Origin of the sequence: Thiopseudomonas denitrificans (assembly GCF_002866065.1) — a bacterium.
Taxonomy (GTDB): domain Bacteria; phylum Pseudomonadota; class Gammaproteobacteria; order Pseudomonadales; family Pseudomonadaceae; genus Thiopseudomonas; species Thiopseudomonas denitrificans.
Window position 1 is genome coordinate 178,497 of record NZ_LNJZ01000003.1, and the last position, 22,914, is coordinate 201,410.

21 protein-coding genes and 1 tRNA gene are annotated in these 22,914 nt (G+C 61.7%); 13 read left to right on the plus strand and 9 right to left on the minus strand.

Annotated features, from left to right (window positions below; genetic code table 11):
* Nucleotides 1-35: 35 nt before the first annotated feature.
* Nucleotides 36-1,079 (minus strand): AraC family transcriptional regulator, encoded by a 1,044-nt coding sequence (locus AR306_RS02190; RefSeq protein ID WP_240622454.1) that lies wholly within the window; start codon nt 1,077-1,079, stop codon nt 36-38.
* A gap of 1 nt (nt 1,080) precedes the next feature.
* Nucleotides 1,081-1,980: a LysR family transcriptional regulator gene (locus tag AR306_RS02195; protein WP_101495913.1), complete on the minus strand. Its 900-nt coding sequence runs from the start codon at nt 1,978-1,980 to the stop codon at nt 1,081-1,083.
* A gap of 216 nt (nt 1,981-2,196) precedes the next feature.
* On the opposite strand from AR306_RS02195, the gene AR306_RS02200 reads away from it, so the two are divergent.
* The 4 genes from AR306_RS02200 (at nt 2,197) to AR306_RS02215 (ending at nt 6,912) form a co-directional block, all read left to right on the plus strand.
* Nucleotides 2,197-3,705: a CoA-acylating methylmalonate-semialdehyde dehydrogenase gene (locus AR306_RS02200; RefSeq protein ID WP_101495914.1), complete on the plus strand. Its 1,509-nt coding sequence runs from the start codon at nt 2,197-2,199 to the stop codon at nt 3,703-3,705.
* A 75-nt stretch (nt 3,706-3,780) separates the two neighbouring features.
* Entirely contained in the window at nt 3,781-4,671 is an 891-nt protein-coding gene (mmsB, locus tag AR306_RS02205; protein ID WP_101495915.1) for a 3-hydroxyisobutyrate dehydrogenase, read from the plus strand.
* A 4-nt stretch (nt 4,672-4,675) separates the two neighbouring features.
* Complete coding sequence (locus tag AR306_RS02210; protein WP_240622455.1) at nt 4,676-5,755, plus strand: enoyl-CoA hydratase/isomerase family protein; 1,080 nt, start codon at nt 4,676-4,678, stop codon at nt 5,753-5,755.
* 2 nt (nt 5,756-5,757) lie between these two features.
* Complete coding sequence (locus AR306_RS02215; protein WP_101495917.1) at nt 5,758-6,912, plus strand: acyl-CoA dehydrogenase family protein; 1,155 nt, start codon at nt 5,758-5,760, stop codon at nt 6,910-6,912.
* A gap of 87 nt (nt 6,913-6,999) precedes the next feature.
* Here AR306_RS02215 and AR306_RS02220 read toward each other — a convergent pair whose 3' ends face one another.
* Nucleotides 7,000-7,749, minus strand: a complete 750-nt coding sequence (locus AR306_RS02220; protein ID WP_101495918.1) for a ComF family protein — start codon at nt 7,747-7,749, stop codon at nt 7,000-7,002.
* A gap of 62 nt (nt 7,750-7,811) precedes the next feature.
* Here AR306_RS02220 and bioB point away from each other — a divergent pair, with 62 nt between their 5' ends.
* The 4 genes from bioB (at nt 7,812) to bioC (ending at nt 11,614) form a co-directional block, all read left to right on the plus strand.
* Nucleotides 7,812-8,867, plus strand: coding sequence for a biotin synthase BioB (gene bioB, locus AR306_RS02225; protein WP_101495919.1), 1,056 nt, complete (start codon nt 7,812-7,814; stop codon nt 8,865-8,867).
* Between the two features lie 2 nt (nt 8,868-8,869).
* Nucleotides 8,870-10,036, plus strand: a complete 1,167-nt coding sequence (gene bioF / locus AR306_RS02230) for an 8-amino-7-oxononanoate synthase (protein WP_101495920.1) — start codon at nt 8,870-8,872, stop codon at nt 10,034-10,036.
* A 98-nt stretch (nt 10,037-10,134) separates the two neighbouring features.
* Nucleotides 10,135-10,839 carry an alpha/beta fold hydrolase gene (locus AR306_RS02235; RefSeq protein ID WP_101495921.1) on the plus strand — a complete coding sequence of 235 codons (705 nt, stop codon included), beginning with the start codon at nt 10,135-10,137 and terminating at the stop codon, nt 10,837-10,839.
* Nucleotides 10,832-11,614, plus strand: coding sequence for a malonyl-ACP O-methyltransferase BioC (gene bioC, locus AR306_RS02240; protein ID WP_101495922.1), 783 nt, complete (start codon nt 10,832-10,834; stop codon nt 11,612-11,614). The genes AR306_RS02235 and bioC overlap by 8 nt, the downstream gene beginning before the upstream one ends.
* Nucleotides 11,615-11,679: 65 nt before the next feature.
* Here bioC and AR306_RS13600 read toward each other — a convergent pair whose 3' ends face one another.
* The gene (locus tag AR306_RS13600; RefSeq protein ID WP_101495923.1) at nt 11,680-13,230 is read right to left on the minus strand and encodes a methyl-accepting chemotaxis protein; all 1,551 of its coding nucleotides are present in this window, start codon (nt 13,228-13,230) and stop codon (nt 11,680-11,682) included.
* Between the two features lie 252 nt (nt 13,231-13,482).
* A complete protein-coding gene (locus AR306_RS02250; protein ID WP_407071174.1) occupies nt 13,483-13,887 on the minus strand; it encodes a flagellar basal body-associated FliL family protein in 405 nt (134 codons plus the stop codon).
* 309 nt (nt 13,888-14,196) lie between these two features.
* On the opposite strand from AR306_RS02250, the gene AR306_RS02255 reads away from it, so the two are divergent.
* From AR306_RS02255 to AR306_RS02270, 4 genes are all read left to right on the plus strand, one after another.
* The gene (locus AR306_RS02255; protein WP_101495924.1) at nt 14,197-15,501 is read left to right on the plus strand and encodes a GntP family permease; all 1,305 of its coding nucleotides are present in this window, start codon (nt 14,197-14,199) and stop codon (nt 15,499-15,501) included.
* Nucleotides 15,502-15,631: 130 nt separating this feature from the next.
* Entirely contained in the window at nt 15,632-16,201 is a 570-nt protein-coding gene (pnuC, locus tag AR306_RS02260) for a nicotinamide riboside transporter PnuC (protein ID WP_101495925.1), read from the plus strand.
* Complete coding sequence (locus AR306_RS02265; RefSeq protein WP_101495926.1) at nt 16,198-16,716, plus strand: AAA family ATPase; 519 nt, start codon at nt 16,198-16,200, stop codon at nt 16,714-16,716. The genes pnuC and AR306_RS02265 overlap by 4 nt, the downstream gene beginning before the upstream one ends.
* 137 nt (nt 16,717-16,853) lie before the next feature.
* A complete protein-coding gene (locus AR306_RS02270; RefSeq protein ID WP_101495927.1) occupies nt 16,854-17,936 on the plus strand; it encodes a porin in 1,083 nt (360 codons plus the stop codon).
* A 293-nt stretch (nt 17,937-18,229) separates the two neighbouring features.
* Here the strand turns inward: AR306_RS02270 and AR306_RS02275 are convergent, their stop codons facing one another.
* The 4 genes from AR306_RS02275 to AR306_RS02290 form a co-directional block, all read right to left on the minus strand.
* Nucleotides 18,230-18,889 carry a DUF2057 family protein gene (locus tag AR306_RS02275; RefSeq protein ID WP_101495928.1) on the minus strand — a complete coding sequence of 220 codons (660 nt, stop codon included), beginning with the start codon at nt 18,887-18,889 and terminating at the stop codon, nt 18,230-18,232.
* Nucleotides 18,890-19,001: 112 nt separating this feature from the next.
* Entirely contained in the window at nt 19,002-20,027 is a 1,026-nt protein-coding gene (locus AR306_RS02280; protein ID WP_101495929.1) for an ABC transporter ATP-binding protein, read from the minus strand.
* 1 nt (nt 20,028) lies between these two features.
* A complete protein-coding gene (locus tag AR306_RS02285) occupies nt 20,029-21,579 on the minus strand; it encodes an ABC transporter permease (protein ID WP_206167945.1) in 1,551 nt (516 codons plus the stop codon).
* Nucleotides 21,576-22,607, minus strand: coding sequence for an extracellular solute-binding protein (locus AR306_RS02290; RefSeq protein WP_101495931.1), 1,032 nt, complete (start codon nt 22,605-22,607; stop codon nt 21,576-21,578). The genes AR306_RS02285 and AR306_RS02290 overlap by 4 nt, the downstream gene beginning before the upstream one ends.
* Before the next feature lie 208 nt (nt 22,608-22,815).
* On the opposite strand from AR306_RS02290, the gene AR306_RS02295 reads away from it, so the two are divergent.
* Nucleotides 22,816-22,892: transfer RNA gene (locus AR306_RS02295), tRNA-Arg, on the plus strand.
* Nucleotides 22,893-22,914 lie beyond the last annotated feature (22 nt).

A 22,914-nucleotide genomic window follows, 5' to 3' on the forward strand; every position in this document is an offset into this window, starting at 1 on the left:
CCAAACCCATCAATCTGGTTGAGCGATTTGGACAATCAGCTATTTTGACCCAGTACGGTCGAGCGGTAGAAGCCGGGCTGGATACCGGTCCACTTGCGGAAGGCCTTGTAGAACGAGCTGACATCGGCAAAACCGAGAATGGCAGCGATATCGACAAAGGTCTCATGCTCATTGGCCAGCAACTGCAGGGCACGCGCTTTGCGCACGCTGTCCTTGATTGCCTGGAAACTTTGCCCTTCCTCGGCAAGACGGCGGCGCAGCGTGGCCACCGACATGCACAGCTGTTGCGCCATGGCCGGTGCATCAGGCCATGCGGCGGGCGTAATGGCACCGAGCAGCTGGCGAACCTGGCTGGTCAGACTGTGCGGGTCACGGTACTTGACCATGATGTTGTCGGGCGACTCGGCAATGAAACGCTGCAGCTCGTCCTCGCTGCGGCGGATCGGGCTGTCGAGGCTGTCACAGACAAACAGCAGCCGGGATTGTTGACAGTTGTAGCGCAGGCTGTGGGTAAACATCACCCGGTAGTCTTCGTCCAGCTCCGGCGGCGGGCAGCGCGAATCGATGGCCAGGATCGGGATGCGCTGGTTGGCCAGCCAGCAGGTCAGGCCGTGGACATACATCCAGAAGGTGAAATAGGCAAAGGCCCGCTTGGGCTGTGGTTCGTTCTCGACAAATACGATTTGTGCCAGGTTCTGTTCCCGGTGCAGCACCGCGTGCATGTCGTCGAACACCAGTGACAAAAACTGCAGGCCGGCGGCAATGCCTTCGGCCAGGGTTGGCTGGCGCGCGGCGATCCGGCACATGAAGGCGAAGCTGCCCGGGCGCATGGCGCGGCTGTCCATCAGGCAGAATTCGTCCTGCAGAAAGTCGGCCAGCTGGCGCCAGAACTCGGCAAAGCGGGCCACCGGCAAACGCTGGCCGGAGGCCTGCTGCAGGATGTCCGCCGGCAAGCCGCAGCGCTCCAGCAGCGGCGGCACATGGAAGCCCTGCCGGTGTGCGACCTGCAACGACTGCTTGACCAGCTCGATGGAGACGGTGTTGCCGGTACCGCGTGGCGGCGCTGCGGCTGTCGTCACCTCAGCCATGCTCCGGCAGCAGGGTGGACTGCAACTGGGCCGCCTGCTCACGCAGGAAGTTCCAGGTGGTGCGCATGCGGGCGATGTCCTTCAGTTCGATCGGCATCAGCATCCAGAAGGTCCGGGTGAAGTGGATGGCATCCGGCAGCACCGGTACCAGTGCCCGGTTCTGGTCGGCGGCGAAGGCCGGCAGGATCGCCAGCCCGGCACCGGCAGCAACCATCTGCTGTTGGGCCAAAATGCTGGTGCTGCGCAGGGGCGTGCGCGCCGGTTTGACCACCTCGTCAAGGAACAGCAGCTCCTTGCTGTAGAGCAGATCATCGACATAGGACACGAAGCTGTGCCCCTTCAGCTGCTCGCGCTGGTGGATGGGTGAGTGCTGCGCCAGATAACCGTGGCTGGCGTACAGGCGCAGGCTGTAGTCGGTCAGGCGGGTGATGATGAAGGGGCCGCGTTCGGGCCGCTCCAGGGTGATCACGATATCGGCTTCGTTGCGCGACAGTTGCAGCGCGCGCGGAACCGCCAGCAGCTCGACCTTCAGGTCCGGGTGGCGCTGTGACAGCCGGGTCAGCTGGCTGGCCAGGATGGTGCTGCCATAGCCTTCGGTGGCACCGACGCGCACCAGGCCGGACAGCTGCTGGTCGCTGCCGGGTGTCAGTGACTGGGCAATGCCGACATAGGCGCTTTCCATTGCTTCGACCTGCGGCAGCAGGTCCCGGCCGGCTTCGGTCAGCTTGTAGCCGTCGGGCTCGCGCAGGAACAGCGTCATGCCGAGTTTTTTCTCCAGTGCCTGCACTTTGCGCGAGACGGTGGTGTGGTCCACCTCCAGCCGGCGGGCGGCAATCACCAGGCGTCCGGCCCGTGCCAGCTCAAGAAAAAAACGCAGTTGGTCCCAGTCCATTTGCTGTTCGCCTTAGGTCTAATCTGCAAAATTGCACAATGAATCTGCAGTCATGTGGGTTGTTAATGATAAATTTGCACTGCTACATTGAAGCCGTACCCAAGCAGGGCGCACAAAACAAAAACAATTCTTGTGGGCGGCAAGCACGCGGCCTTCTTCAGACAAATCCGGCGGCACACCTGTCATGTACCGGACAGCCGCACAGCGAGGTATACAATGACTGCATCCAGTATTCCAACGGTCAAGCTACTCATCAATGGTGAGTTTGTCGAGTCCAAAACCAGCGAATGGCGCGAGGTGGTCAACCCGGCTACCCAGGAAGTTCTGGCCCGCGTACCCTTTGCTACCGCCGATGAAATCGAAGCGGCGATCGCCAGCGCGGCCGCAGCGTTCAAGACCTGGCGCAAGACGGCAATTGGTACCCGCGCACGGATTTTCCTCAAGTATCAGCAGCTGATCCGCGAGCACATGCCGGAGCTGGCGGCCACCCTGACCGCCGAACAGGGCAAGACCCTGGCCGATGCCGAAGGTGACGTATTCCGTGGCCTGGAGGTGGTCGAACACGCTGCCGGCATCGGCAACCTGCAGCTGGGCGAGCTGGCCAACAACGTGGCCGGTGGTGTCGATACCTACACCCTGCTGCAGCCGATTGGCGTCTGTGCCGGCATCACTCCATTCAACTTCCCGGCGATGATTCCGCTGTGGATGTTCCCGATGGCGATTGCCACCGGTAATACCTTTGTGCTCAAGCCGTCCGAGCAGGACCCGATGGTGACCATGCGTCTGGCCGAACTGGCGCTGGAAGCGGGCATTCCCGCCGGCGTGCTCAACATCATCCACGGCGGCCCGGATGCGGTGAATGCGCTCTGTGACCACAAGGAGATCAAGGCGGTGTCTTTTGTCGGCTCGACCCATGTCGGCACGCACGTATACAACCGCGCCTCGCTCAATGGCAAGCGCGTGCAGTGCATGATGGGAGCCAAGAACCACGCCATCATCATGCCCGATGCCAACAAGGAGCAGACCCTCAACGCCATTGCCGGTGCCGCCTTTGGTGCCGCAGGCCAGCGCTGTATGGCGCTGCCGGTGGTGATTCTGGTCGGCGAAAGCAAAAACTGGCTGCCGGAGCTGGTGGAGCGGGCGAAAACCCTCAGGGTCAACGCCGGCTGTGAGCCGGGCACCGATGTCGGACCGGTCATTTCACGGGGCGCGCTGGCGCGCATTACCGACCTGATCGAGAGTGGTGTCAGCGAAGGTGCGACACTGGAGCTGGATGGCCGCAACCCGCAGGTGCCCGGCTATGAAAACGGCAACTTTGTCGCGCCGACGCTGTTCTCCGGTGTCACCACCGACATGCGTATCTACAACGAAGAGATCTTCGGGCCGGTGCTGTGCGTGATGACCGCCGACAGCATGGATGAGGCGATCGACATCATCAACCGCAACCCCAACGGCAACGGTACAGCCATCTTTACCCGCTCCGGCGCGGCAGCCCGCCGTTTCCAGGAAGACATCGATGTCGGCCAGGTCGGTATCAACCTGCCGATACCGGTGCCGGTGCCGATCTTCTCCTTTACCGGCTCCCGCGCTTCCAAGCTGGGTGATCTGGGCCCGTACGGCAAGCAGGTGGTGCAGTTCTACACCCAGACCAAAACGGTCACTGCCCGCTGGTTCGACGAAGACGCCGAAGCCGGAGCGCTCAATACCACCATCAGCCTTAAATAAGCAGACGCAGCCCGGCCCGTCGCGGGCCGGCTTGCCGTTCCGGACTCAAAACCAACAATAACGGAGTCACACCCCATGCATATCGGATTTATCGGCCTCGGCCATATGGGTGGCCCGATGGCCGCCAACCTGCTCAAGGCAGGCCACCAACTGAGCGTTTTCGACCTGTCTGCCGCAGCGGTAGAAGCACTGGTTGGCGCTGGTGCAACCGCCTGTGATTCGGTGGCAGCGCTGGCAACCGCCCGTCCCGAACTGGTGATCAGCATGCTGCCGGCCGCCCCCCATGTGAAGTCCCTCTATCTGGGTGATGCAGGCCTGCTGTCGCTGTTGCAGCAGCCGACTCACCTGCTCGACTGTTCCACCATCGACCCGCACAGTGCCCGTGAAGTCAGTGCCGCCGCCCGCCAGGCCGGTCACTACATGCTGGATGCGCCGGTTTCCGGCGGTACCGCCGGTGCCACGGCCGGTACCCTGACCTTCATGGTCGGTGGCAGCGCGGAGGAATTCGAGTTCGCCCGTCCGGTGCTGGCGGCGATGGGCAAGAACATCGTGCACTGTGGCGACAGCGGCAATGGCCAGGTGGCCAAGGTGGCCAACAACATGCTGCTCGGCATCTCGATGATCGGCGTTGCCGAAGCCATGGCGCTGGGTACCTCACTGGGCATTGATGCCAAGGTGCTGGCCGGCATCATCAACACCTCCAGCGGACGCTGCTGGAGTTCGGAGGTCAACAACCCCTATCCGGATGTATTGGAGAATGTCCCGGCCAGTCGCGGCTATACTGGCGGCTTTGGCACCGACCTGATGCTCAAGGATCTGGGCCTGGCCACCGAGGCGGCGCGTCTGGCCAAGCAACCGGTGATTCTGGGCGCTGCTGCCCAGCAGCTGTATCAGGCGTTCAGCCTGCAGGGGCATGGCCAGCTGGATTTTTCCGCCATCATCAAGCTGTACACAAAACAGGAGTAACGCCGTGACTGACATTCAGCCGTTGATTCTTGCCGAAGTCCGCAATCGGGTCGGACACCTCACCATCAATCGCCCGTCCGCCTACAACGCCATCAATCTCGAAGCGGTACGGCAGATCCAGAGCTGCCTCGAACAGTGGGCTACCGATGATAATGTGGTGGCGGTGGTGCTGCGCGGCAGCGGTGACAAGGCATTTTGTGCCGGTGGCGACATTCGCGAGCTATATGACAACCATCAGCAGGGCAGCCCGCTCAACGAAGCCTTCTTTCACGAAGAATACCGGCTGGACCAGCACATCCATGACTACCCCAAGCCCCTGCTGGCGCTGGCCGAAGGGCTGGTGCTGGGCGGCGGCATGGGGCTGTTCCAGGGGGCGGCGTTCCGGGTGGTGACCGGCCACGCGCGGCTGGGCATGCCGGAAGTCAGCATCGGCTACTTTCCGGACGTCGGTGGCAGCTATTTCCTGTCCCGTCTGGCCGGCGAGCTTGGCACTTATCTGGGCGTTACCGGCAACATGGTGGGTGCCGCAGATGCGCTCTATACCGGCCTGGCCGACTGGCTGATTGCCGACGAACAGGTGGCCGAGCTGGATCGTTGCCTGGACCAGATGGACTGGCAGCTGGCTCCACAACAGTCGATTCGCAGCCTGCTGGCAACCCTGGCCAGTCCGGTCGGTAAACAGGGCGAGCTGGAGCCGCTGCGCGGTGCGATTGACCGTCATTTCGCCTTTGACCGGGTGCCGGACATCCTGCAGTCGCTGGCCGGTGAACAGGACCCGTCCCTGACCGGCTGGGCGCAAGCCACCATCGACACCTTGCGTAGCCGCTCACCGCTGGCGATGGCCGCCACCCTGCAGTTGTTGCGGCATGGTCGCGGGCTGAGCCTGCAGCAATGCTTTGCCATGGAGCTGCAACTGGTCGCCCGCTGGTTCCAACAAGGTGACTTCATTGAAGGCGTTCGCGCCCTGATCGTGGATAAAGACAAGAACCCGCGCTGGAAATACGGCAGCATCGAAGAAGTACCGCAAACGGAAGTTGATGCACTGTTTGCCGGTATCAGCCTGGCCGGCGCTCAAGGAGCATGATCATGCATGATATTGACCTGACCGAAGAACAACGGATGATTCGCGACATGGCGCGCGACTTTGCCGCCGCCGAGCTGGCGCCCAATGCCGAGCGCTGGGAAAAGGAAGGCTGGCTGGACGACCAGGTGCTGCGCCAGATGGGTGAGCTGGGCCTGCTGGGCATGATGGTGCCGGAAGACTGGGGCGGCTCTTACATCGACTACACTTGTTATGCGTTGGCGGTGGAAGAAATCGCCCGTGGCTGTGCTGCCACCGGTGCGGTGATGAGTATTCACAGCTCGGTCGGTTGTGCGCCCCTGCTTAACTGGGGCAGCGAGGAGCAAAAACAGCAATGGCTGCCGGCGCTGGCCGCCGGTGAGGTGCTCAGCTGCTTCTGCCTGACCGAGCCGCAGGCCGGCTCCGAGGCCAACAACCTGCGTACCCGTGCCGTCGAGGATGGTGACCACTGGGTGATTAACGGCAGCAAGCAGTTTGTCAGCAACGCCAAGCGGGCCGGGCTGGCCATCGTATTTGCCGTTACCGACCCGGAGCTGGGCAAGAAGGGTCTGTCGGCCTTCCTGGTGCCCACCGACACGCCCGGCTTTGAAGTGGAACGCATGGAGCAGAAGATGGGGCTGAAGGCCTCGGATACCTGCGCGGTGACTTTGGTCAATTGTCGGGTGCCGAAAGAGAACATGCTCGGGCCGCGTGGCAAGGGTCTGGCGCTGGCGCTGTCCGGGCTGGAAGGTGGCCGGCTGGGCATTGCCGCCCAGTCGGTGGGCATTGCCCGTGCCGCCTTTGAGGCCGCGCTGAAATATGCCGGTGAGCGTGAGCAGTTCGGCAAGCCGATCCGTGAACACCAGAGCGTCGCCAACATGCTGGCCGACATGCATACGCAAATCAACGCCAGCCGGCTGATGGTGCTGCATGCGGCCAAGTTGCGCAGCGCCGGTCTGCCCTGCCTGTCGGAGGCTTCACAGGCCAAGCTGTTTGCCTCGGAAATGGCCGAACGGGTGTGCTCAATGGCGATCCAGGTGCATGGCGGTTATGGCTATCTGGAGGATTACGCAGTGGAACGGCACTACCGTGACGCAAGGATTACCCAGATCTATGAGGGCACCAGTGAAATCCAGCGCATGCTGATTGCCCGTGAACTGGAGCATTATCCGTTGGCGTAGCGCGGGAATTGTGTCGCCGTACAGACCTCCCGGGTCGTTTGCATTGAGCAGGCGGGCCGGGAGGTTTTGCGTAGTGTTGCCGGGCGTTCAGGGTTGCATCAGCTCTTGTCTGCCGGTTCGTGCCAGGCAATACACATCCACACGCCGGGCACCGGCTGCCAGTAATGTGCGGGCCAGTGCCGCGCAGGTGGCACCGGTGGTCAGTACATCGTCGACCAGTGCCAGATGGCGGCCAGCCACCTGTTGCGGTTGCATCACCTGGAACGCATTGAGCATGTTGGCTTGCCGCTGCCGGGCATCCAGCCCCTGCTGGGTACGGGTATAGCGTACCCGGCGCACGGCGTTGTGCAAGACGGGCCGCTGCAATGGCTGGCCCAGCCACTGGGCGATCATCAGTGCCTGGTTGTAGCCACGCTGGCGCAAGCGCTGGCTGGCCAGCGGCACCGGTATCAGCGCCTCGGCCAGTTCCAGTCCTTCCTCCTGCTGCAAATAGGACAAATGGGCGATCAGCAGTTCGCTGAGCAGACGTCCTGCGGGCCAGTCTCTGGCGTATTTGAAGTTACCCACCAGCATGTTGACCGGAAAATCATAACGCCAGGCGCAGTACGCCTTGTGGAATGGTTGACGCTGTTGCTGGCAGGCAGCGCACTCATCATCCCCGGCGGCAATCGGCAGGGCGCAATGCCGGCATCCGTGTAACAGCCAGGGCAGGTCTTGCTGGCAGCCGCTGCAAATCGGCAATGGCTGATTGTCCGGCCGGCCCAGACAGAGCAGGCAATGGTCCGGCTGCAATAAAAAGTTGTAAACCTTTTGTATCCATAAAAGTTGACAGCGCATGATTCCTCCCTGAATATTGCGACAACTTTGTGCAGTCTAGCAGCCATAAAAAGGAACAATCCATGCAAGTTGCCCACGACCTTCGTCATGACTGGCGCCTCGACGAGGTGCTGGCCCTGTTCGACCTGCCATTCAATGATCTGCTGTTCCGGGCCCAGCTGGTACACCGGCAACATTTCGACGCCAACCGTGTGCAGGTCTCCACTCTGCTGTCGATCAAGACCGGTGCCTGCCCCGAGGACTGCAAGTACTGCCCGCAGTCCGGTCACTACAACACAGGGCTGGACAAGCAGAAGCTGCTGGAAGTGCAAAAGGTGCTGGAGGAGGCGCAGCGCGCCAAGACACAGGGCTCGACCCGTTTCTGCATGGGCGCGGCCTGGAAACATCCGACTGCCAAGGACATGCCCTACGTGCTGGAGATGGTCAAGGGCGTCAAGGCCATGGGCCTGGAAACCTGCATGACCCTGGGCCGGCTGGACGAGCAGCAGAGCCGCGAGCTGGCCGAGGCCGGACTGGACTACTACAACCACAACCTGGACACCTCGCCCGAGTTCTACAGCCAGATCATCACCACCCGCACCTACGCCGAGCGCCTGCAAACGCTGGCTCACGTGCGCGATGCCGGTATGAAGATCTGTTCCGGCGGCATCCTCGGCATGGGCGAGTCACTGGCCGACCGTGCCAAGCTGCTGCTGGAGCTGGCCAACCTGCCGGAACACCCGCAGAGCGTACCGATCAACCAGCTGGTCAAGGTACAGGGCACGCCGCTGGCGGATGCCGAAGACGTCGATCCCTTTGATTTCATCCGCATGCTGGCGGTGGCGCGCATCATGATGCCGAAGAGCCATGTGCGCCTGTCGGCCGGACGCGAGCAGATGAGCGACGAGATGCAGGCGCTGGCCTTCATGGCAGGGGCCAACTCGATTTTCTACGGCGACAAGTTGCTGACCACCGACAACCCCGAAGCCGACCGTGACCGCCAGCTGTTTGCCCGCCTCGGCATCCAGCCCGAGCAGCGCCAGGAGCACGACGATGATGTGCACTATGCCGCGCTGGAGCAGGCGGTGCTGCAAAATCGCGGCAGCGAGCTGTTTTACGACGCCGCAGCAGCGCAGTAGCCATGGCGTTTGACCTTGCCGGCCGGCTGGCTGCCCAGCAGCAGGCACAACGCTATCGCCGCCATGTCTGTGTGCAGGGCCCGCAAGGGCCGTTGCTGCAGATTGATGGCCGCGAATATCTGGCTTTTGCCTCCAATGACTATTTGGGGCTGGCCAGCCATCCGCAGGTGGTCGAAGCGCTGCAACAGGGTGCCGGGCGCTGGGGCGTGGGCGGTGGCTCGGCACATCTGGTCACCGGCCACATGCAGCCCCACGAAGAGCTGGCGCAGGCACTGGCGGACTGGACCGGTCGTGAAGCTGCATTGTTGTTTGGCAGCGGTTATCAGGCGAATCTGGCGGTGCTGACCGCGCTGCTGCAAGCTGGCGATCACTTGCTGCACGACCGTCTCAATCATGCTTCGCTGCTGGATGGCGGCCGTCTGTCGGGTGCCCGTTTCCAGCGCTATCTGCACAATGACATGACCAGTCTGGCTGGTCACCTGGCCCGCTGCCAGGGCGACACAATGATTGCCACCGATGGCGTATTCAGCATGGATGGCGACCTGGCTCCGCTACCTGATATTTGCACACTGGCCGGCCAGCATGGAGCCTGGGTGATGGTGGATGACGCCCACGGCATCGGTGTGCTGGGTGAAAGCGGTGCCGGCACGCTGGAGCATTACGGACTGGATGCACGGCAGGTGCCGGTATTGATGGGCACGCTGGGCAAGGCGCTGGGCACCTCCGGGGCCTTTGTTGCCGGCAGCCGCGAGCTGATTGAAAGCCTGATCCAGTTTGCCCGGCCCTACATCTACACCACCAGCAGCTCGCCGGCGGTAGCCTGTGCCACATTGGCCAGTGTGCGATTGGCCCGCGAGGACAATGATCGCAGGGCACATCTACAAGAGCTGATCCGGTTGTTCCGCCACGAGGCCGCCTTGCTGGGCTTGCCACTGGTCGACAGCCCGACCGCCATCCAGCCGTTGCTGGTCGGCGACAGTGGCCGCGCCCTGGCCATGTCGCAGCGTTTGCGCGAGCTGGGTATCTGGGTTACCGCCATCCGTCCGCCGACAGTGCCGGAAGGTGGCGCCCGTCTACGCATCACATTGACCGCCGGCCATAGCCGGGAGCAAGTGGAGCAGTTGCTGACGGCTTTGGAGCAGGTGCACGGGGAGTTTGCCAATGTGTAGGTGCGAATTTATTCGCACAAATATGGACCACACCGGATCATGGTGTGCGAATGAATTCGCACCTACAGGTTCGGACGTATATCTGCTGAGAGTGAGTGATGAAGGTTAGCCTGCTACCCGGCTGGGGTTTGGGCTTGGCTCCGTTGCAGCCGCTGGCCGACTACCTCTCGAACAAGCACGAAGTACAGCTGCTGCCACTACCGGAATGCACCACAGCGGAACAGGCGCTGGACGAACTGGATGCGCAAATACCGGCAGACAGCTGGCTGATCGGCTGGTCGCTGGGCGGCATGCTGGCCACCGCACTGGCACACAGACGTGGTAACAGCTGCCCGGGACTGGTTACGCTGGCCAGCAATGCCTGCTTCGTTGCCCGCAACGACTGGCCTCATGCCATGCCGCAGCGGGAGTTCAACAATTTCAGCCGCCGCGCTGCACGCGACTGGAGCGGTACCCTCAAAGGCTTTCAGCAGCTGTGCCTGCATGGCGGTCAAATTGAGGCTGTGCCGGCAGAGCTGTCAGCTACCGCCTCGACTGATACCGAAAGCCGGCTCGCCAGCCTGTCCTGGCTGGCGCAGCTGGACAACCGTACCGCCATTGCCGAGCTGCAGTGCCGGCAGCTGCATGTGCTGGCAGAAGCTGATGCACTGGTACTAGTCGGTGTGACGCATGACCTGCAGTTATTGAATCCTCAAGCGCAGGTGTGCAGCTGGCCGGGCAGTCATGCCTTTGTACTCACGGACCACCGTGAGCTGGCCGCCGCAGTGCATGCTTTCATGACAGGGGGTGCGGTAAATGGCTGAGCCCTGCATCAATCCGGTGGCGCGGGCGTTCTCGGCAGCCGCGCACAGCTATGACAGCGAGGCTGCCCTGCAACGGGAGGTGGGCCTCCGGTTGCTGGAGCAGTTGCCCTCCATGCTGCAGGTCGACAGCTGGCTGGATCTGGGCTGCGGCACCGGCTATTTCTGCCAGCAGTTGCAGCAGCGTTTTCCCGACGCACAGGGTACCGGTCTGGATATTGCTCCGGGCATGCTGCAGCAGGCACGTGCCCTGCGGCCCGGTCCCGATTATCTCTGTGCTGATGCTGCCGCTGTACCGCTGGCCGCACAATCACAGGATCTGGTATTCAGCAGCCTGGCATTGCAGTGGTGTGAGGACTTTGCTTCGATATTAGCTGAAGCCGGGCGGATCTTGCGGCCCGGCGGGGTGCTGGCCTTCAGCAGTCTGGCCAGCGGTACCCTGTACGAACTCGGGTTGAGCTGGCAGGCGGCCGGCAGCACCGGCCGGGTCAACCGGTTTCGTACGCAGGATGATTACCGGCAGCACTGCGCGAACAGCGGGCTGCAGACATTACAGCTGGAGTGTCGGCCCCATGTGCAGCATTACGCCGATGTGCGCGCGGTTACCCGCCATCTGCGCGGCATAGGTGCCCAGCACCTGCAACAGGGCGAGCGCCCTGGCCTGCTTGGGCGTAATGCCTACCAGCGACTGCTGCACAGCTATGAGCAGCTGCGCCAGCCGGCCGGGTTGCCGGTTACCTGGCAAGTGGTCTACGGCGTGTTGCGCAAGCCGGCATGACAGGCGGCGTATGGCTGTGCCGCCGGTTGCGGAGTCATTCGCAGCCATCCCGCATCAGCAAAAGCCTATGACGCGCTGGTACGAAAGGCGGCCAGGTTGTTTTTCAGCTGGGCAAATTCCTGCATCAGTGCGCTGATATTGTGATCGACACTGAGGCTGGCGCTCCTGCTTTCCAGCGCCGTTTCGCGCACGTACCCGGCCTGGACCAGCAGTTCGCCGATTTCGGCCTGCTGTTCCCGGGATGCCTGGATGATGTCGTCACCAAGGCGGGTCATCTGCTGCAGAATGCCATCGATTTCGACAAAATACTCAATGGCCTGGCGTGCATGTTGCAGGTTGCCCTGGGCCTGTCCGGCACTTTGTTCCATGGTGGTCACCGAGTCTTGCGAGATGGCATGCAGGCGGTGAATGATGTCGCCGATGCTTTGCGTGGCCTGGGCCGAGCGGGTGGCCAGGGTGCGCACTTCGTCCGCGACGACGGCAAAACCACGGCCTTGCTCGCCGGCACGGGCGGCTTCAATGGCGGCATTGAGTGCCAGCAGGTTGGTCTGTTCGGCAATGCTGCGGACATCGTCAAGAATGCTCATGGCGGCAGCGCAGTCGGCCGCCAGGCTCTGGATCAGTTCTGAAGTGTTGTCCAGGGTTGTGCTGAGCTGGCTCAGGCTTTGCTCCGAGCTGGAAATGATCCGGCTGCCGGCCTGTTGGCGTTCGGCAGCCTGGCGAATGGCCGTTACGGTTTCATCAATGGCCTGGTACACCGTTTCGGACATGCGTGAAATCGAGGTCAGGGACGTATGGATCTGGCTGGCCGCTTCCTGGTTGCTGTCGACCTGACGGGTCAGCAGTTGCATGTCCTGGCCGGTCTGCTGCAACAGCAGGGTCGAGTCGCGCTCGGCCTGCAGGGTGCGTTGCAGGGCCTGGTCCATGCTGCCCAGCACGCGGTCAAACAGGGCCAATAGCGGGTTGTTGCGGTGCCGTGCGTCGATGCGCGCACCCAGGTCCAGACTGTCTTGTTTGTCATTGATTGCGGACAGGGTGCTGAGCAGGTTTTGTGAAACCTCAAGCAGGTGACGGGCCAGGCTGACCATGTAGATCAGTACGGCTGACTCGATGACCACATAAAACGCATGCACGGCGACAATCGTCCAGGAATGGTGATGTTCCGGAAACAGGTAAATCGGATAGCCGGCCATCTGCAGCATGTGGATGCTGACGTGCAGTACTGCTGCGGTAGCGGCTGCCGCAACGACCGGACGCCAGTCAAGATAGGCGAACAGCGCGGCAATGAAGACGAAATAGCCGAAGTGGCCCTCGATCATGCCGTGCAGCTGGTGGACATGCAGGCTGACAAAGAACATCAGGACAATACCCGAACCGATGGACGATACCCTGTATGAGGCTTGCCATAGCAGCAGGCTGTTGATTGCGGTCAGGGCACCGCCAATGGTCAGGGCCAGCAGCCAGGTCTGGTGCACGCCGGCATACAGCCACGACATGGCCCAGGCCAGCAGTGTCATGATCCACAGTGTCTTGCCAATGTGCTTCTGGTAGTTGGCAATAATGCCAAGCAAACGGTTGTTGGATGATTCGGGAATGGGGGCACTCGCGTTTTGCATTTCAGGATGTCTCGATGACGTCAGCAGGGAGGTGTGGGTAAGGGAGCGTTGCCTTTATCGGCAGGTACGCCGAAAAATGAACGGGCCAGCTGCTTGGTGATGGTCTGGCGGTTTGTCTGGGGCTGTGGAAGGGCACGGCTGGTGCAGCTACCCGTGGCAGGCATGGGTATTGTGTCAGTCTCGCGCCACTGCCGGGCAGCGCATGGATGCAAGAGTTCTTGTTTTCCGGCCAGCAGGCCGTTGGCATGGCTTCTAGCGTTGCATCACCAGATTGTTGAAGAGCAGGTCATCAACCAGCGGCAGGCCTTCCTCTTGTTGTAGCACCTGCTGAACACGCAGCAGCGCGTCCCTGCGGATCGCTTCCTTGCCTTCGATGGTGGCAAAGTCCTCTTCGGTTTTTTGTGCAAACAGCAGGATCAGCTGATCGCGGATCAGCGGCTCGTGCATTTCCACTTTCGCCTTGTTGTCATTGCTCACGCGCAAGGCGATGTCGGCCTTGTAGTACTTGAGTTTTTTGCTGCCCGGGTCGTAATTTCCCACCAGCGGAGGTACCAGGGTGATGTAGTTGACCGGAGCAGCTTCATTGGCCCTGGCTGCCGGCATTTGCAGAAGGCATGCCAGCAGCAGGACGGACAACAGGAATGACATTTTTTGCATGGGCAGGACTCCAGAAGGGCGCGCGACGGCAGTACGGATGCCGTCCGGTATATCGGTACGGTCAAGTCTACCGCAGTATGCGACCTTGGTTGTAGGAAAGTCGAAGCTGATTGTGGTTGCACGGATGCCGAGCCCCTGAATCCACAATGGTTAGCTGGAAAACCAAGTAATTGCTGTGCATAAATGCACGGCTGGTCTGCGTGATCAACGGGTTTTAGTGCAGAAATCTAGTCCATAGACTCAAACCTGACTGCCCGTCCACACCTCGCACGGGCAACACAATAACAAGATCAATTGCAGGTGTTTCCTATGCTTACCCTGAGCTATCTCGGCTTGCTGGCCGGTCTGGTTTTACTGGTCATCCTGACCATGCGCGGTGTCAACATCATCTTTGCGGCAGTGCTCTGCGCCATCATTGTGGCGTTGACCAGCAGCATGCATCTGGGCACCGCCATGCTCGACTACTACATGAAAGGCTTTACCGGCTTCTTCACCACCTGGTTTCCGGCCCTGCTGCTCGGTGCGATTTTCGGCCGGTTGATGGATGACAGTGGTGCGGCACTGGCGATTGCCAACAAGTCGAAACAGGTGCTGGGTGCCCGGCGGGCGATCATGGCGGTAGTGGGGGCGGGGGCCATCCTGACCTATGGTGGTGTCAGCGTGTTTGTGGTCGGTTTCACCCTGTATCCGATTGCCTTCGAACTGTTCCGCAGTGCCAACATTCCGCACAGGTTTATTCCGGCGGCCATTATCTTCGGCTCGATTTCCTTCACCATGGTGTCGCCCGGCTCGCCGGAAATCCAGAACCTGATTCCTACCACTCACTTCGGCACCACGGCCACTGCCGGCGGCATCATCGGTGTCCTGATGAGCCTGCTGATCATGGCGCTGGGCGGCATCTGCCTGAAAATCATGGCGGACCGTGCCAAGGCTCGCGGCGAAGGCTTTGACTTGCCGGCCGATTATGGTGCCGTGGCCAGCACCGGTACTACCCTGGTCGGTTTCTGGCCTTCGGTGGTACCGCTGGTGATTCTGGTGGGTGGCTTCAACCTGCTCAGCCTGTATATTCCGGTGATCGAGGCCCTGTTGGTGGCGATGCTGGCCAGCCTGCTGGCGGGCTATGGTATGTTTCACAAACAGATGACCAGGCCCGGCCAGATGATCAGCACGGGTACCGAAAATGCGCTGGTCGCCATTTCCAACACCTGTGCCGTGGTCGGCTTTGGCGCGGTGGCGTCGAAGTCGCCGGCTTTTGCCAGCATTGTTGCCGTGCTGACCGACCTGCCCGGCCTGGAGTATGCCGGCCTGGCGGTGGCAGTGACCGTGATTGCCGGCATTACCGGTTCGGCATCCGGTGGTCTGGGTATTGCCCTGCCGATCCTGGCCCCGATCTACCAGGGCATGGGGCTGGACAATGGTGCCATGCACCGGATCTCCGCGATCGCTTCCGGTGGTCTGGATTCGCTGCCGCACAACGGCTACGTGGTCACCACCATCCGTGCCATCTGTAAGGAAACCCACCAGCGGGCCTACCCCGGCGTGCTGGTGGTCAGTGTACTGGTACCGCTGCCGGTGCTGGCGCTGACGGTAATCCTCTACAGCATCTTTACCTGAGTGCAACAGTGACAACACCCGGCCTCGCCGGGTGTTTCCGTTTGGCGACGGCAACAGCAGGACAAGTCCGGCCAGCCGGCAGATGGCGTATAATGCCGCCTCCGCAAAGTTACCGGCCCCTGCCTGACCGATGTTCTGGATCGAATCCCTTGCCGCTGTCCTTGGTGCGCTGTCCGTCTGGCTGATGACGCGCCAGAAGCCTGTTGCCTGGCCCGTCGGGCTGGTGATGGTGCTGCTGTATATCGGCATTTTTTATGATGCGCGGCTGTATTCGGAAATGCTGTTGCAGATGATCTATGCGGTGCTGCAGGGCTATGGCTGGTGGCGCTGGTTACGTGGCGGCACGCAGCACAGGCCCCTGCCGGTCACAGTATTGCCGGCGCTGCGGGTGGTACGTGACCTGGGGGTTGCAGTGCTGATTAGCCTGGTGCTGGGTGTGTTGATGAGCCGCTACACCGATGCCAACCTGCCCTGGCTGGATGCCGCCCTGACCGGCTTCAGCCTGGCCGGCCAGTACTGGATGGCCAACAAGCGCCTGCAGTGCTGGCCGCTGTGGCTGGTGCTGGATGTGGTCTATGTCGGCATGTTCCTGTCGGTCGGGCTGCACATGACCGCGCTGCTGTATCTGGTATTCACCGGGCTGGCCGCCTATGGCTGGTGGCAGTGGAGCCGCCCGCAACAGCAGGCGGCCACGGCATGAAGGTGGTGGTGCTGACCGGCCCCGAGTCCGCCGGCAAGAGCAGCCTTTGTACCGCGCTGGCGCAGCGTTTCGGGGCACCGGTGGTGCGCGAATATGTGCGTGAATACATCGAGCTGCACCAGCGCGATACCTGTTATGCCGATGTCGAGATCATTGCCCGTGAACAATGGCGGCGCGAGCAGGAGGCCCGTGCCTTGCAGCCGCCGCTACTGCTGCTGGACACCCACCTGCTCAGCAACCGGCAGTGGAGTCTGGCCCTGTTTGGCCAAAGCCCGGGCTGGATCGATCAGCTGTTGCAGCAGCAACACTACGATGCGGTATTTTTGCTCAGCCCCGACGGCCTGCCCTGGCAAGCCGATGGCCAGCGCTGCCAGCCGGAACTGGCCACACGCCAGGCCTTCCATACCGGACTGGAACACTGGCTGGTGCAGCACCGCCAGCCGCTGGTACATGCGGGTGGCAGCTGGGCGGACCGGCTCGGGCAAATCGGGCAGGCGATAGCCGCCCTGCCATGATCGAGCGCAGGCTGCGCGTCTGTCATCAAACCGTCATCAGACGGTAACAGCCCTGCCATGATGGGCCACTAGTATCCCCGGCAACCACAGCAAACAAGACAAACGCTGTGTCCTGTCCAACACAAGGGGATACTTAAATGGCTATCAAGCTCAATGCAATCAAGCCCGCAGGGCGTTATCTGACTGTGCCGGCGACGGCGCTGGCACTGGCGGTTTCCACTCAGGCCATGGCCGATGTGACCATCTACGGTCGCGCCCATGTTTCGGTCGACTATCTGGATGATGGTGCCGATTACTCGAAGGCCAACCTGTCCAGCAACTCCTCGCGCCTGGGCTTCAAGGGCAGCCACGAGATCAATCCAGACCTGACCGCTTTTTTCCAGATCGAGCAGCAGATCAACTTCACCACCGGCAGCAATGACGGTGACAGCGCCAGCTTCAGTACCCGAGATACCTTTGTCGGCCTGCGCGGCAACTTTGGTGCCATCCAGATGGGCCGCTTTGACAGCCCGTTCAAAACGGCACGTGGTCCGGCCAACCTGTTTGGCGACCAGGTCGGTGACATGCGCAACCTGACCCGCGTCGGCAATGCCCGCTTTGACGAGCGCTACGACAACACGCTGCAATACACGTCACCGGAGTACAACGGCTTCAGCATGAAGCTGGCGTATTCGGTCTATGAAGGCCAGGCAGCCACAGAAGAGGATGACAGCAGCAATGCCGGCAGCCTGTCGCTCAACTACGCCAAAGGCCCGCTGGCTGCTGCGCTGGCCTACGAAACGGTGGGTGCGGACAACAGTCGTGGCAAGCGTAACGGCTTGCGGCTGGCCGGCTCCTACAAGGTCATGGATGACCTGAAACTGGTCGGTTTTTACCAGAGCACCGACTACAAGTCCGGCAACAGCGCATTGCGCAAGCAGCTGTCGTCCGACACTTACGGGCTAGGCGGTGAGTACATGCTGGGCAAGAACACCGCGCTCAAGGCGATGTGGATGACCCGTGATGCGGATGATTCCGACTATGGTGCCGACATGTGGGTGGTGGGCGTCGAGCACAAACTGGACAAGGCAGTGCGGGTCTATGCCAACTATGCCTTTATGGACAATGACAAACACTCGAAGCTGGCCCCTTGGGCACAGGCACGCAGTGCCAAGCCGGGTGTTGCCGCAACAGGTACCGAAGCGGCAGGACTGTCGGTCGGACTGCGTTACGACTTCTGACGGCTGTTGCAGCATCACAACGCCAGCCTCGTGCTGGCGTTTTTGCATTTGTGCGGTACGGCTGAGCCTGTCCGCAAGCCGGTACTGGAGAGGTCCATGCCGGAAAAGCCTTCCGCGCCGTCTGCCGGCGCATCACTTCAGGCCAGAATGGCTCCTGTAGCAGCAGGGCCGGGCAGTTGTCTCATCGGGGCGTGCTCGTGCAAACGATGAATCACCGGGACACCGATACGACCGCATAAAAAACCCGGCACATGGCCGGGTGAACCCTAACACAGGGCAAGGAGCAATTGGGATCAGTCTGCGGCCCAGCGCAGGAAGCTGGTGCGGCCCTGTTCGTCCAGCATCAGCCAGAGGTGTTGCAGGGTGGTCAGGGTTGCATTGTCATTGGGCAGCGTGGCCGTTGTCGGCAGCGCTGGTGTGGCCAGTGGCTCCACGGTGTTGCGCGGGCTCTGCGCGGGACCATCACCGGCCAGCAGGTTCAGCACGGAAGTCTGTTCGGTGGTAACCTCACCGGCAACCCGCTCGCCTGTGCCGCTGTTTTCAGCCCAGCCGGTAAAGGACAATCGCTGATTGCGGGCGTCCTCCAGGGTTTGCGGTGCGGCAAAGCCCAGCGTCCAGACATCGCCGGCCTTGCCATTGATGCTGAATACCGCGCTGTTGCTGCGCACCACTTCGTGCGACAGGCCACCGTCAATATCAAAGATGTTCTTGTAATAGGCGCTGACACGGTACTTGCCCGGCTGCAGCTGCAATTGGCGTGGCTGGTTGCCAGTCATCCGGTTGGCGGCGGGTACCGGCTGGCCGTTGATGTGCAGGATCTCCAGTGCCGGCGGCACATCCAGGGTGACCAGCTGTGTCACCGGCTGGCTGCTGCCGGAATACAGCTGGACAGGGCCGCTCTGGGCACAGGCGCTGAGCAGCCCGGCAGCGGCAAGGGTAAACAGGGGGCGCATACAACTCTCTCCATCAGGGGAAAACGGGAAGGGCCGCTCCCGTAGTCAGGCCCTTCTATGGCAGAGAATTAGTCTAGATGGTGCAGGTTGCAGTTTTGTGACAGGGCCTGTGTCAGGCCCAGGCCATGCACTTGCCCAGCACGCGCAGATGGCCGCTTTCACCCAGTTGCGGGGTGGTCAGCGAGGGCATGCGCAGGCTCAGGCACATGTCATCGATTTCCACCTCGATCAGCGTGTGATCGCCACGGAACGAGCGGCGGGTGACCCAGGCCGGTACGCCCTTGCAGTTCTGGCACCACTGGAATTGCTCCGGACGCACCATCACGGTAGCGTTGTGGCAACTGGGTACCGGACAGCTGCTATAGAGCGGAATCACCCCCAGCGCACTGCGGATACCGCCTTCGGCACACTCGCCGGGCATGAAGATGGCGTCGCCGGTGAGGCGGGCCACGGTTTCACTGGCCGGTTGCCAGTAAATGGTTTCCGGTGGTGCGCACTGCATGATCTGGCCCTTCATCATCACCGCCAGCTGGTCGGAGACGGCAAAGGCCTCGCCGGGGTCGTGGGTGACCAGAATGGCGGTGGTGCCGGTCTTGCGCAGCAGCGCGATGACGTCCTCGCACATGCTGCGGCGCAGTTCCAGGTCCAGTGCGTTGAACGGCTCGTCCAGCAGCACCAGTTGCGGATCGGGCGCCAGCGCGCGACCGAGCGCCACCCGCTGCTGCTGTCCGCCGGACAATTCATGCGGGTAACGGTGACCGAAATCTTGCAGGCCGATCAGTTCCAGCACCTCGGCGACCCGCTGCTTGCGGTTGGCACACTTGGGCAGGCCGTAGGCCAGGTTGCCCTCTACCGTTAGGTGCGGAAACAGCGCACCTTCCTGGGGTACATAGCCGATGCGGCGGCGTTCTGGCGGTACAAATACCGAAGAGGACGCCATCAGCTTCTGGCCAAAATGGATGCTGCCCTCATCCACCGGATCGAAGCCGGCAATCAGCCGCAGCAATGTGGTCTTGCCACAACCTGATGGACCCAGCAACGCCAGCACTGAGCCCTGTTCCAGCTCAAGGTCGATGCCCTTGAGCACCTCGACCGGGCCAAAGCTCTTGTGGATGTTGTCGATACGGATATGGCTCATGTCAGTTTCCTTGACGCAGCATGCGCTGGGTGAAGATCCACACTGGCAGGATGGAAATCACCACCAGCAGGGCGGCAAAGGGTGCCGCAGCGGCAAACTCGCCGTCCGAGGTATAGGACCAGACCTGGGTCGCCAGTGTGGTGGTGCCGGTGGGTGCCAGCATCAGGGTGGCGGTCAGCTCGCGGGCCATTTCCAGCATCATCAGCGCCAGCGCCGCACCTATGCCGGGGGCGATATTCGGCAGGATGACGGTGACAAATACATGGAACGGCCGCTTGCCCAGGCTGCGGCCGATATTTTCCAGATTGTTCGGCAACAGCTCGATGGAGGCGCGCAGCGACGACTGGGCCAGTGGCAAAAACAGAATGGCATAGGCGGCCAGCACGACAAAAATGGTCTGGTAAGCAAAGGGCACCACGCGGATGGCGAGGAACACCAGCGCCAGCGCCACCACCACGCCGGGCAGGCCGTGCACTATATAGGGCAGGCGTTCGGCCAGGCGTGCCAGCAGACCGCGCTGGCGCACCGCCAGCATCACCAGCGGAATCGCCATCAGGCTGGTGAACAGCGCACCGCTGCCGGCCAGCGTCAGCGTGCCCTGAATCGCGGGCCAGATTTTTTCGTAGCCGACACCCACAGAAGCGCCGGTCAACAGCCAGTAGCCGAGCATGACAAAGGGCACGCCCAGCGCCAGCGCGAACAGCACAATAAAGCCGAGCAATACAGGAATCGTCCAGACACCCAGTTGCACCGGTTGCGCCTGGCGGGCACTGCCCTTGCCGACACGGGCCACATTGCGCCCGCCACGCAGACGGATCTCGGCCCGGATCAGCGGAATACAGAGCACGATCAGCACCATCGACTGCATCGCCGCCGCCGAGCTGTTGAACTGCAGCTCGTAGCTTTCAAAAATGGCAGTGGTGAAGGTCTGTACGCGCAGCAGCGCCAGTGCGCCGAACTCGGCAAACATGTGGGTGCCGACCAGCAATGCGCCGCCGCCCAGTGCCGGAATCAGCTGTGGCAGCAAGGCAGAAAAGAAGGTACGCCAGGGGCCCTTGCCCAGCGAACGCGACACGTCCTCGAAGCCGGGGTCGGTATTGCGCAGGGAGGCGGCCACCGGCAGATACACCAGCGGATACTTGGCCAACGCCAGAATGAGAATGGCACCGGCCATATTTTGGAACATGGAATCAATCGACGACCAGGCATAGCTGGCGACAAACGCCGGTACCACCAGCGGCAAACCGGCCACCACCCGCAGCCAGTTGCGGCCGGGCAGATTGCTGCGCTCCACACACCAGGCCACCGACAGGCCGAACACCACCGCCAGCGAAGTGACACCACCGGCCAGAATCAGTGTGTTGAGCAGCAGCTCCAGGTTGCGCGCACGAAAAAGCTCAGCCCAGGCACCATGGGCGCCCAGCTGAGCTGTACGAATGAAGATATAGATGACCGGCAGCACCACCAGGGTGACTGGAATCAGTGCCGCCCAGACCATCCAGGACTGGCGCAGCGGGTTGCGCCTGCCAGTCCGGATTGCGGATGCGATCAAGCCAGGCCAGCCTCCCGGCGCAGTTGCAGGGCCTCGTCAGCGCCACCCAGGTTGGCCGGGTTAACGGCAGGTGGTTGCAGCTCGTCAAACGGCTTGATGTCGAAGGTGGACTCGACCGCAGGGTTCATCGGCCACTCGGCAACACCGCCGGCATAGACCTTCTGGCCCTCGATGCTGGTCATGAAGGCGACCAGTTTCTGGGCGGCGTCCATGTTCTTGGCGGTTTTCAGCACGCCAGCGGCGGATACGGTGATCAGCGCGCCCGGGTCCTGCGGGCCGGAGAAGTGCAGGCGTGACTTCATGTTGTCCACGCCCTGCTCACGCGCGACGATGTACCAGTAGTAGTTGTTGACTAGCGCGGTGGCGATTTCGCCGCGCTCCACGGCACGCATGGCGGCCATGTTGTTGTTGTAGATGCGGCCGTATTTCTTCAGGCCCTTGAGCCAGTCTAGCGCGGCATCACGGCCTAGCAGATGCTTGATGGCGACGATCTGCTGCTGGAAAGCGCCACTGGTAGGCACGAAGGCCACACGGTCTTTCCAGGCTTCGGTGGCCATGTCCATGACGGAGGCAGGCAGCTCGCTTTCGTCGATCAGGTCAGGGTTGAATACGGTGACACGGCAGCGCGCGGTGATGCCGGTCCAGGTACCGTCGGTGGCGCGGTAGGTTTCGCGCACCTGGTCCAGGGTTGCCTGTGGCAGCTGGGCTAGCATGTTGCGCTCGGCCAGCGCGGCTACGGGAGGGCTTTCTTCGGAGTAGAACACGTCGGCGGGCGAGCGCTTGCCCTCTTCAATGATCTGGTTGGCCAGCTGGATACTGTTGCCGGTACGGATCTTTACCTGGATGCCGGTGGCCTTGGTGAAGGCGTCGACAATGGCCTGGGTGGTTTTTTCATGCTGGCCGCTGTACAGGGTCAGGGTTTGCACTTCGGCAGCGTTGGCCAGGTTCAGGGCGGGCATGCCCATCATCAGGCCGCCACCGACCAGCAGGCTGTTGCGCAAAAATGTACGGCGATTGAAATCAGTCATGGAATGGGCCTCCGTAAAAAGTGTGCGCAGGGTAACACAAATGAGAACAATTATCTTTGTGGTAGTACAAGGAAATCTGTAAATAGTGTAAGGCCTGATCTGGCCGCCAGCCTGCTGTCGTGTTACGGAAAGAAGGTGGCCTGGGCAAAGAAGCGCCCGGAAAAAGCTGCAGTGCCCAATGCCGAAAATTGTGTATAATGCGCGCCACGCACTCGTAGCTCAGCTGGATAGAGTACTGCCCTCCGAAGGCAGGGGTCGTGGGTTCGAATCCCGCCGAGTGCGCCATTCTTGCTTGTATATCAGTCGG

Coding starts and splice junctions, on each gene's coding strand:
- AR306_RS02195 (WP_101495913.1), bottom strand. CDS start 1,980: ATGGACTGGGACCAACTGCGTTTTTTTCTTGAGCTGGCACGGGCCGGA.
- AR306_RS02200 (WP_101495914.1), top strand. CDS start 2,197: ATGACTGCATCCAGTATTCCAACGGTCAAGCTACTCATCAATGGTGAG.
- mmsB (WP_101495915.1), top strand. CDS start 3,781: ATGCATATCGGATTTATCGGCCTCGGCCATATGGGTGGCCCGATGGCC.
- AR306_RS02215 (WP_101495917.1), top strand. CDS start 5,758: ATGCATGATATTGACCTGACCGAAGAACAACGGATGATTCGCGACATG.
- AR306_RS02220 (WP_101495918.1), bottom strand. CDS start 7,749: ATGCGCTGTCAACTTTTATGGATACAAAAGGTTTACAACTTTTTATTG.
- bioB (WP_101495919.1), top strand. CDS start 7,812: ATGCAAGTTGCCCACGACCTTCGTCATGACTGGCGCCTCGACGAGGTG.
- bioF (WP_101495920.1), top strand. CDS start 8,870: ATGGCGTTTGACCTTGCCGGCCGGCTGGCTGCCCAGCAGCAGGCACAA.
- AR306_RS02235 (WP_101495921.1), top strand. CDS start 10,135: ATGAAGGTTAGCCTGCTACCCGGCTGGGGTTTGGGCTTGGCTCCGTTG.
- bioC (WP_101495922.1), top strand. CDS start 10,832: ATGGCTGAGCCCTGCATCAATCCGGTGGCGCGGGCGTTCTCGGCAGCC.
- AR306_RS13600 (WP_101495923.1), bottom strand. CDS start 13,230: ATGCAAAACGCGAGTGCCCCCATTCCCGAATCATCCAACAACCGTTTG.
- AR306_RS02250 (WP_407071174.1), bottom strand. CDS start 13,887: ATGCAAAAAATGTCATTCCTGTTGTCCGTCCTGCTGCTGGCATGCCTT.
- AR306_RS02255 (WP_101495924.1), top strand. CDS start 14,197: ATGCTTACCCTGAGCTATCTCGGCTTGCTGGCCGGTCTGGTTTTACTG.
- pnuC (WP_101495925.1), top strand. CDS start 15,632: ATGTTCTGGATCGAATCCCTTGCCGCTGTCCTTGGTGCGCTGTCCGTC.
- AR306_RS02265 (WP_101495926.1), top strand. CDS start 16,198: ATGAAGGTGGTGGTGCTGACCGGCCCCGAGTCCGCCGGCAAGAGCAGC.
- AR306_RS02270 (WP_101495927.1), top strand. CDS start 16,854: ATGGCTATCAAGCTCAATGCAATCAAGCCCGCAGGGCGTTATCTGACT.
- AR306_RS02275 (WP_101495928.1), bottom strand. CDS start 18,889: ATGCGCCCCCTGTTTACCCTTGCCGCTGCCGGGCTGCTCAGCGCCTGT.
- AR306_RS02280 (WP_101495929.1), bottom strand. CDS start 20,027: ATGAGCCATATCCGTATCGACAACATCCACAAGAGCTTTGGCCCGGTC.
- AR306_RS02290 (WP_101495931.1), bottom strand. CDS start 22,607: ATGACTGATTTCAATCGCCGTACATTTTTGCGCAACAGCCTGCTGGTC.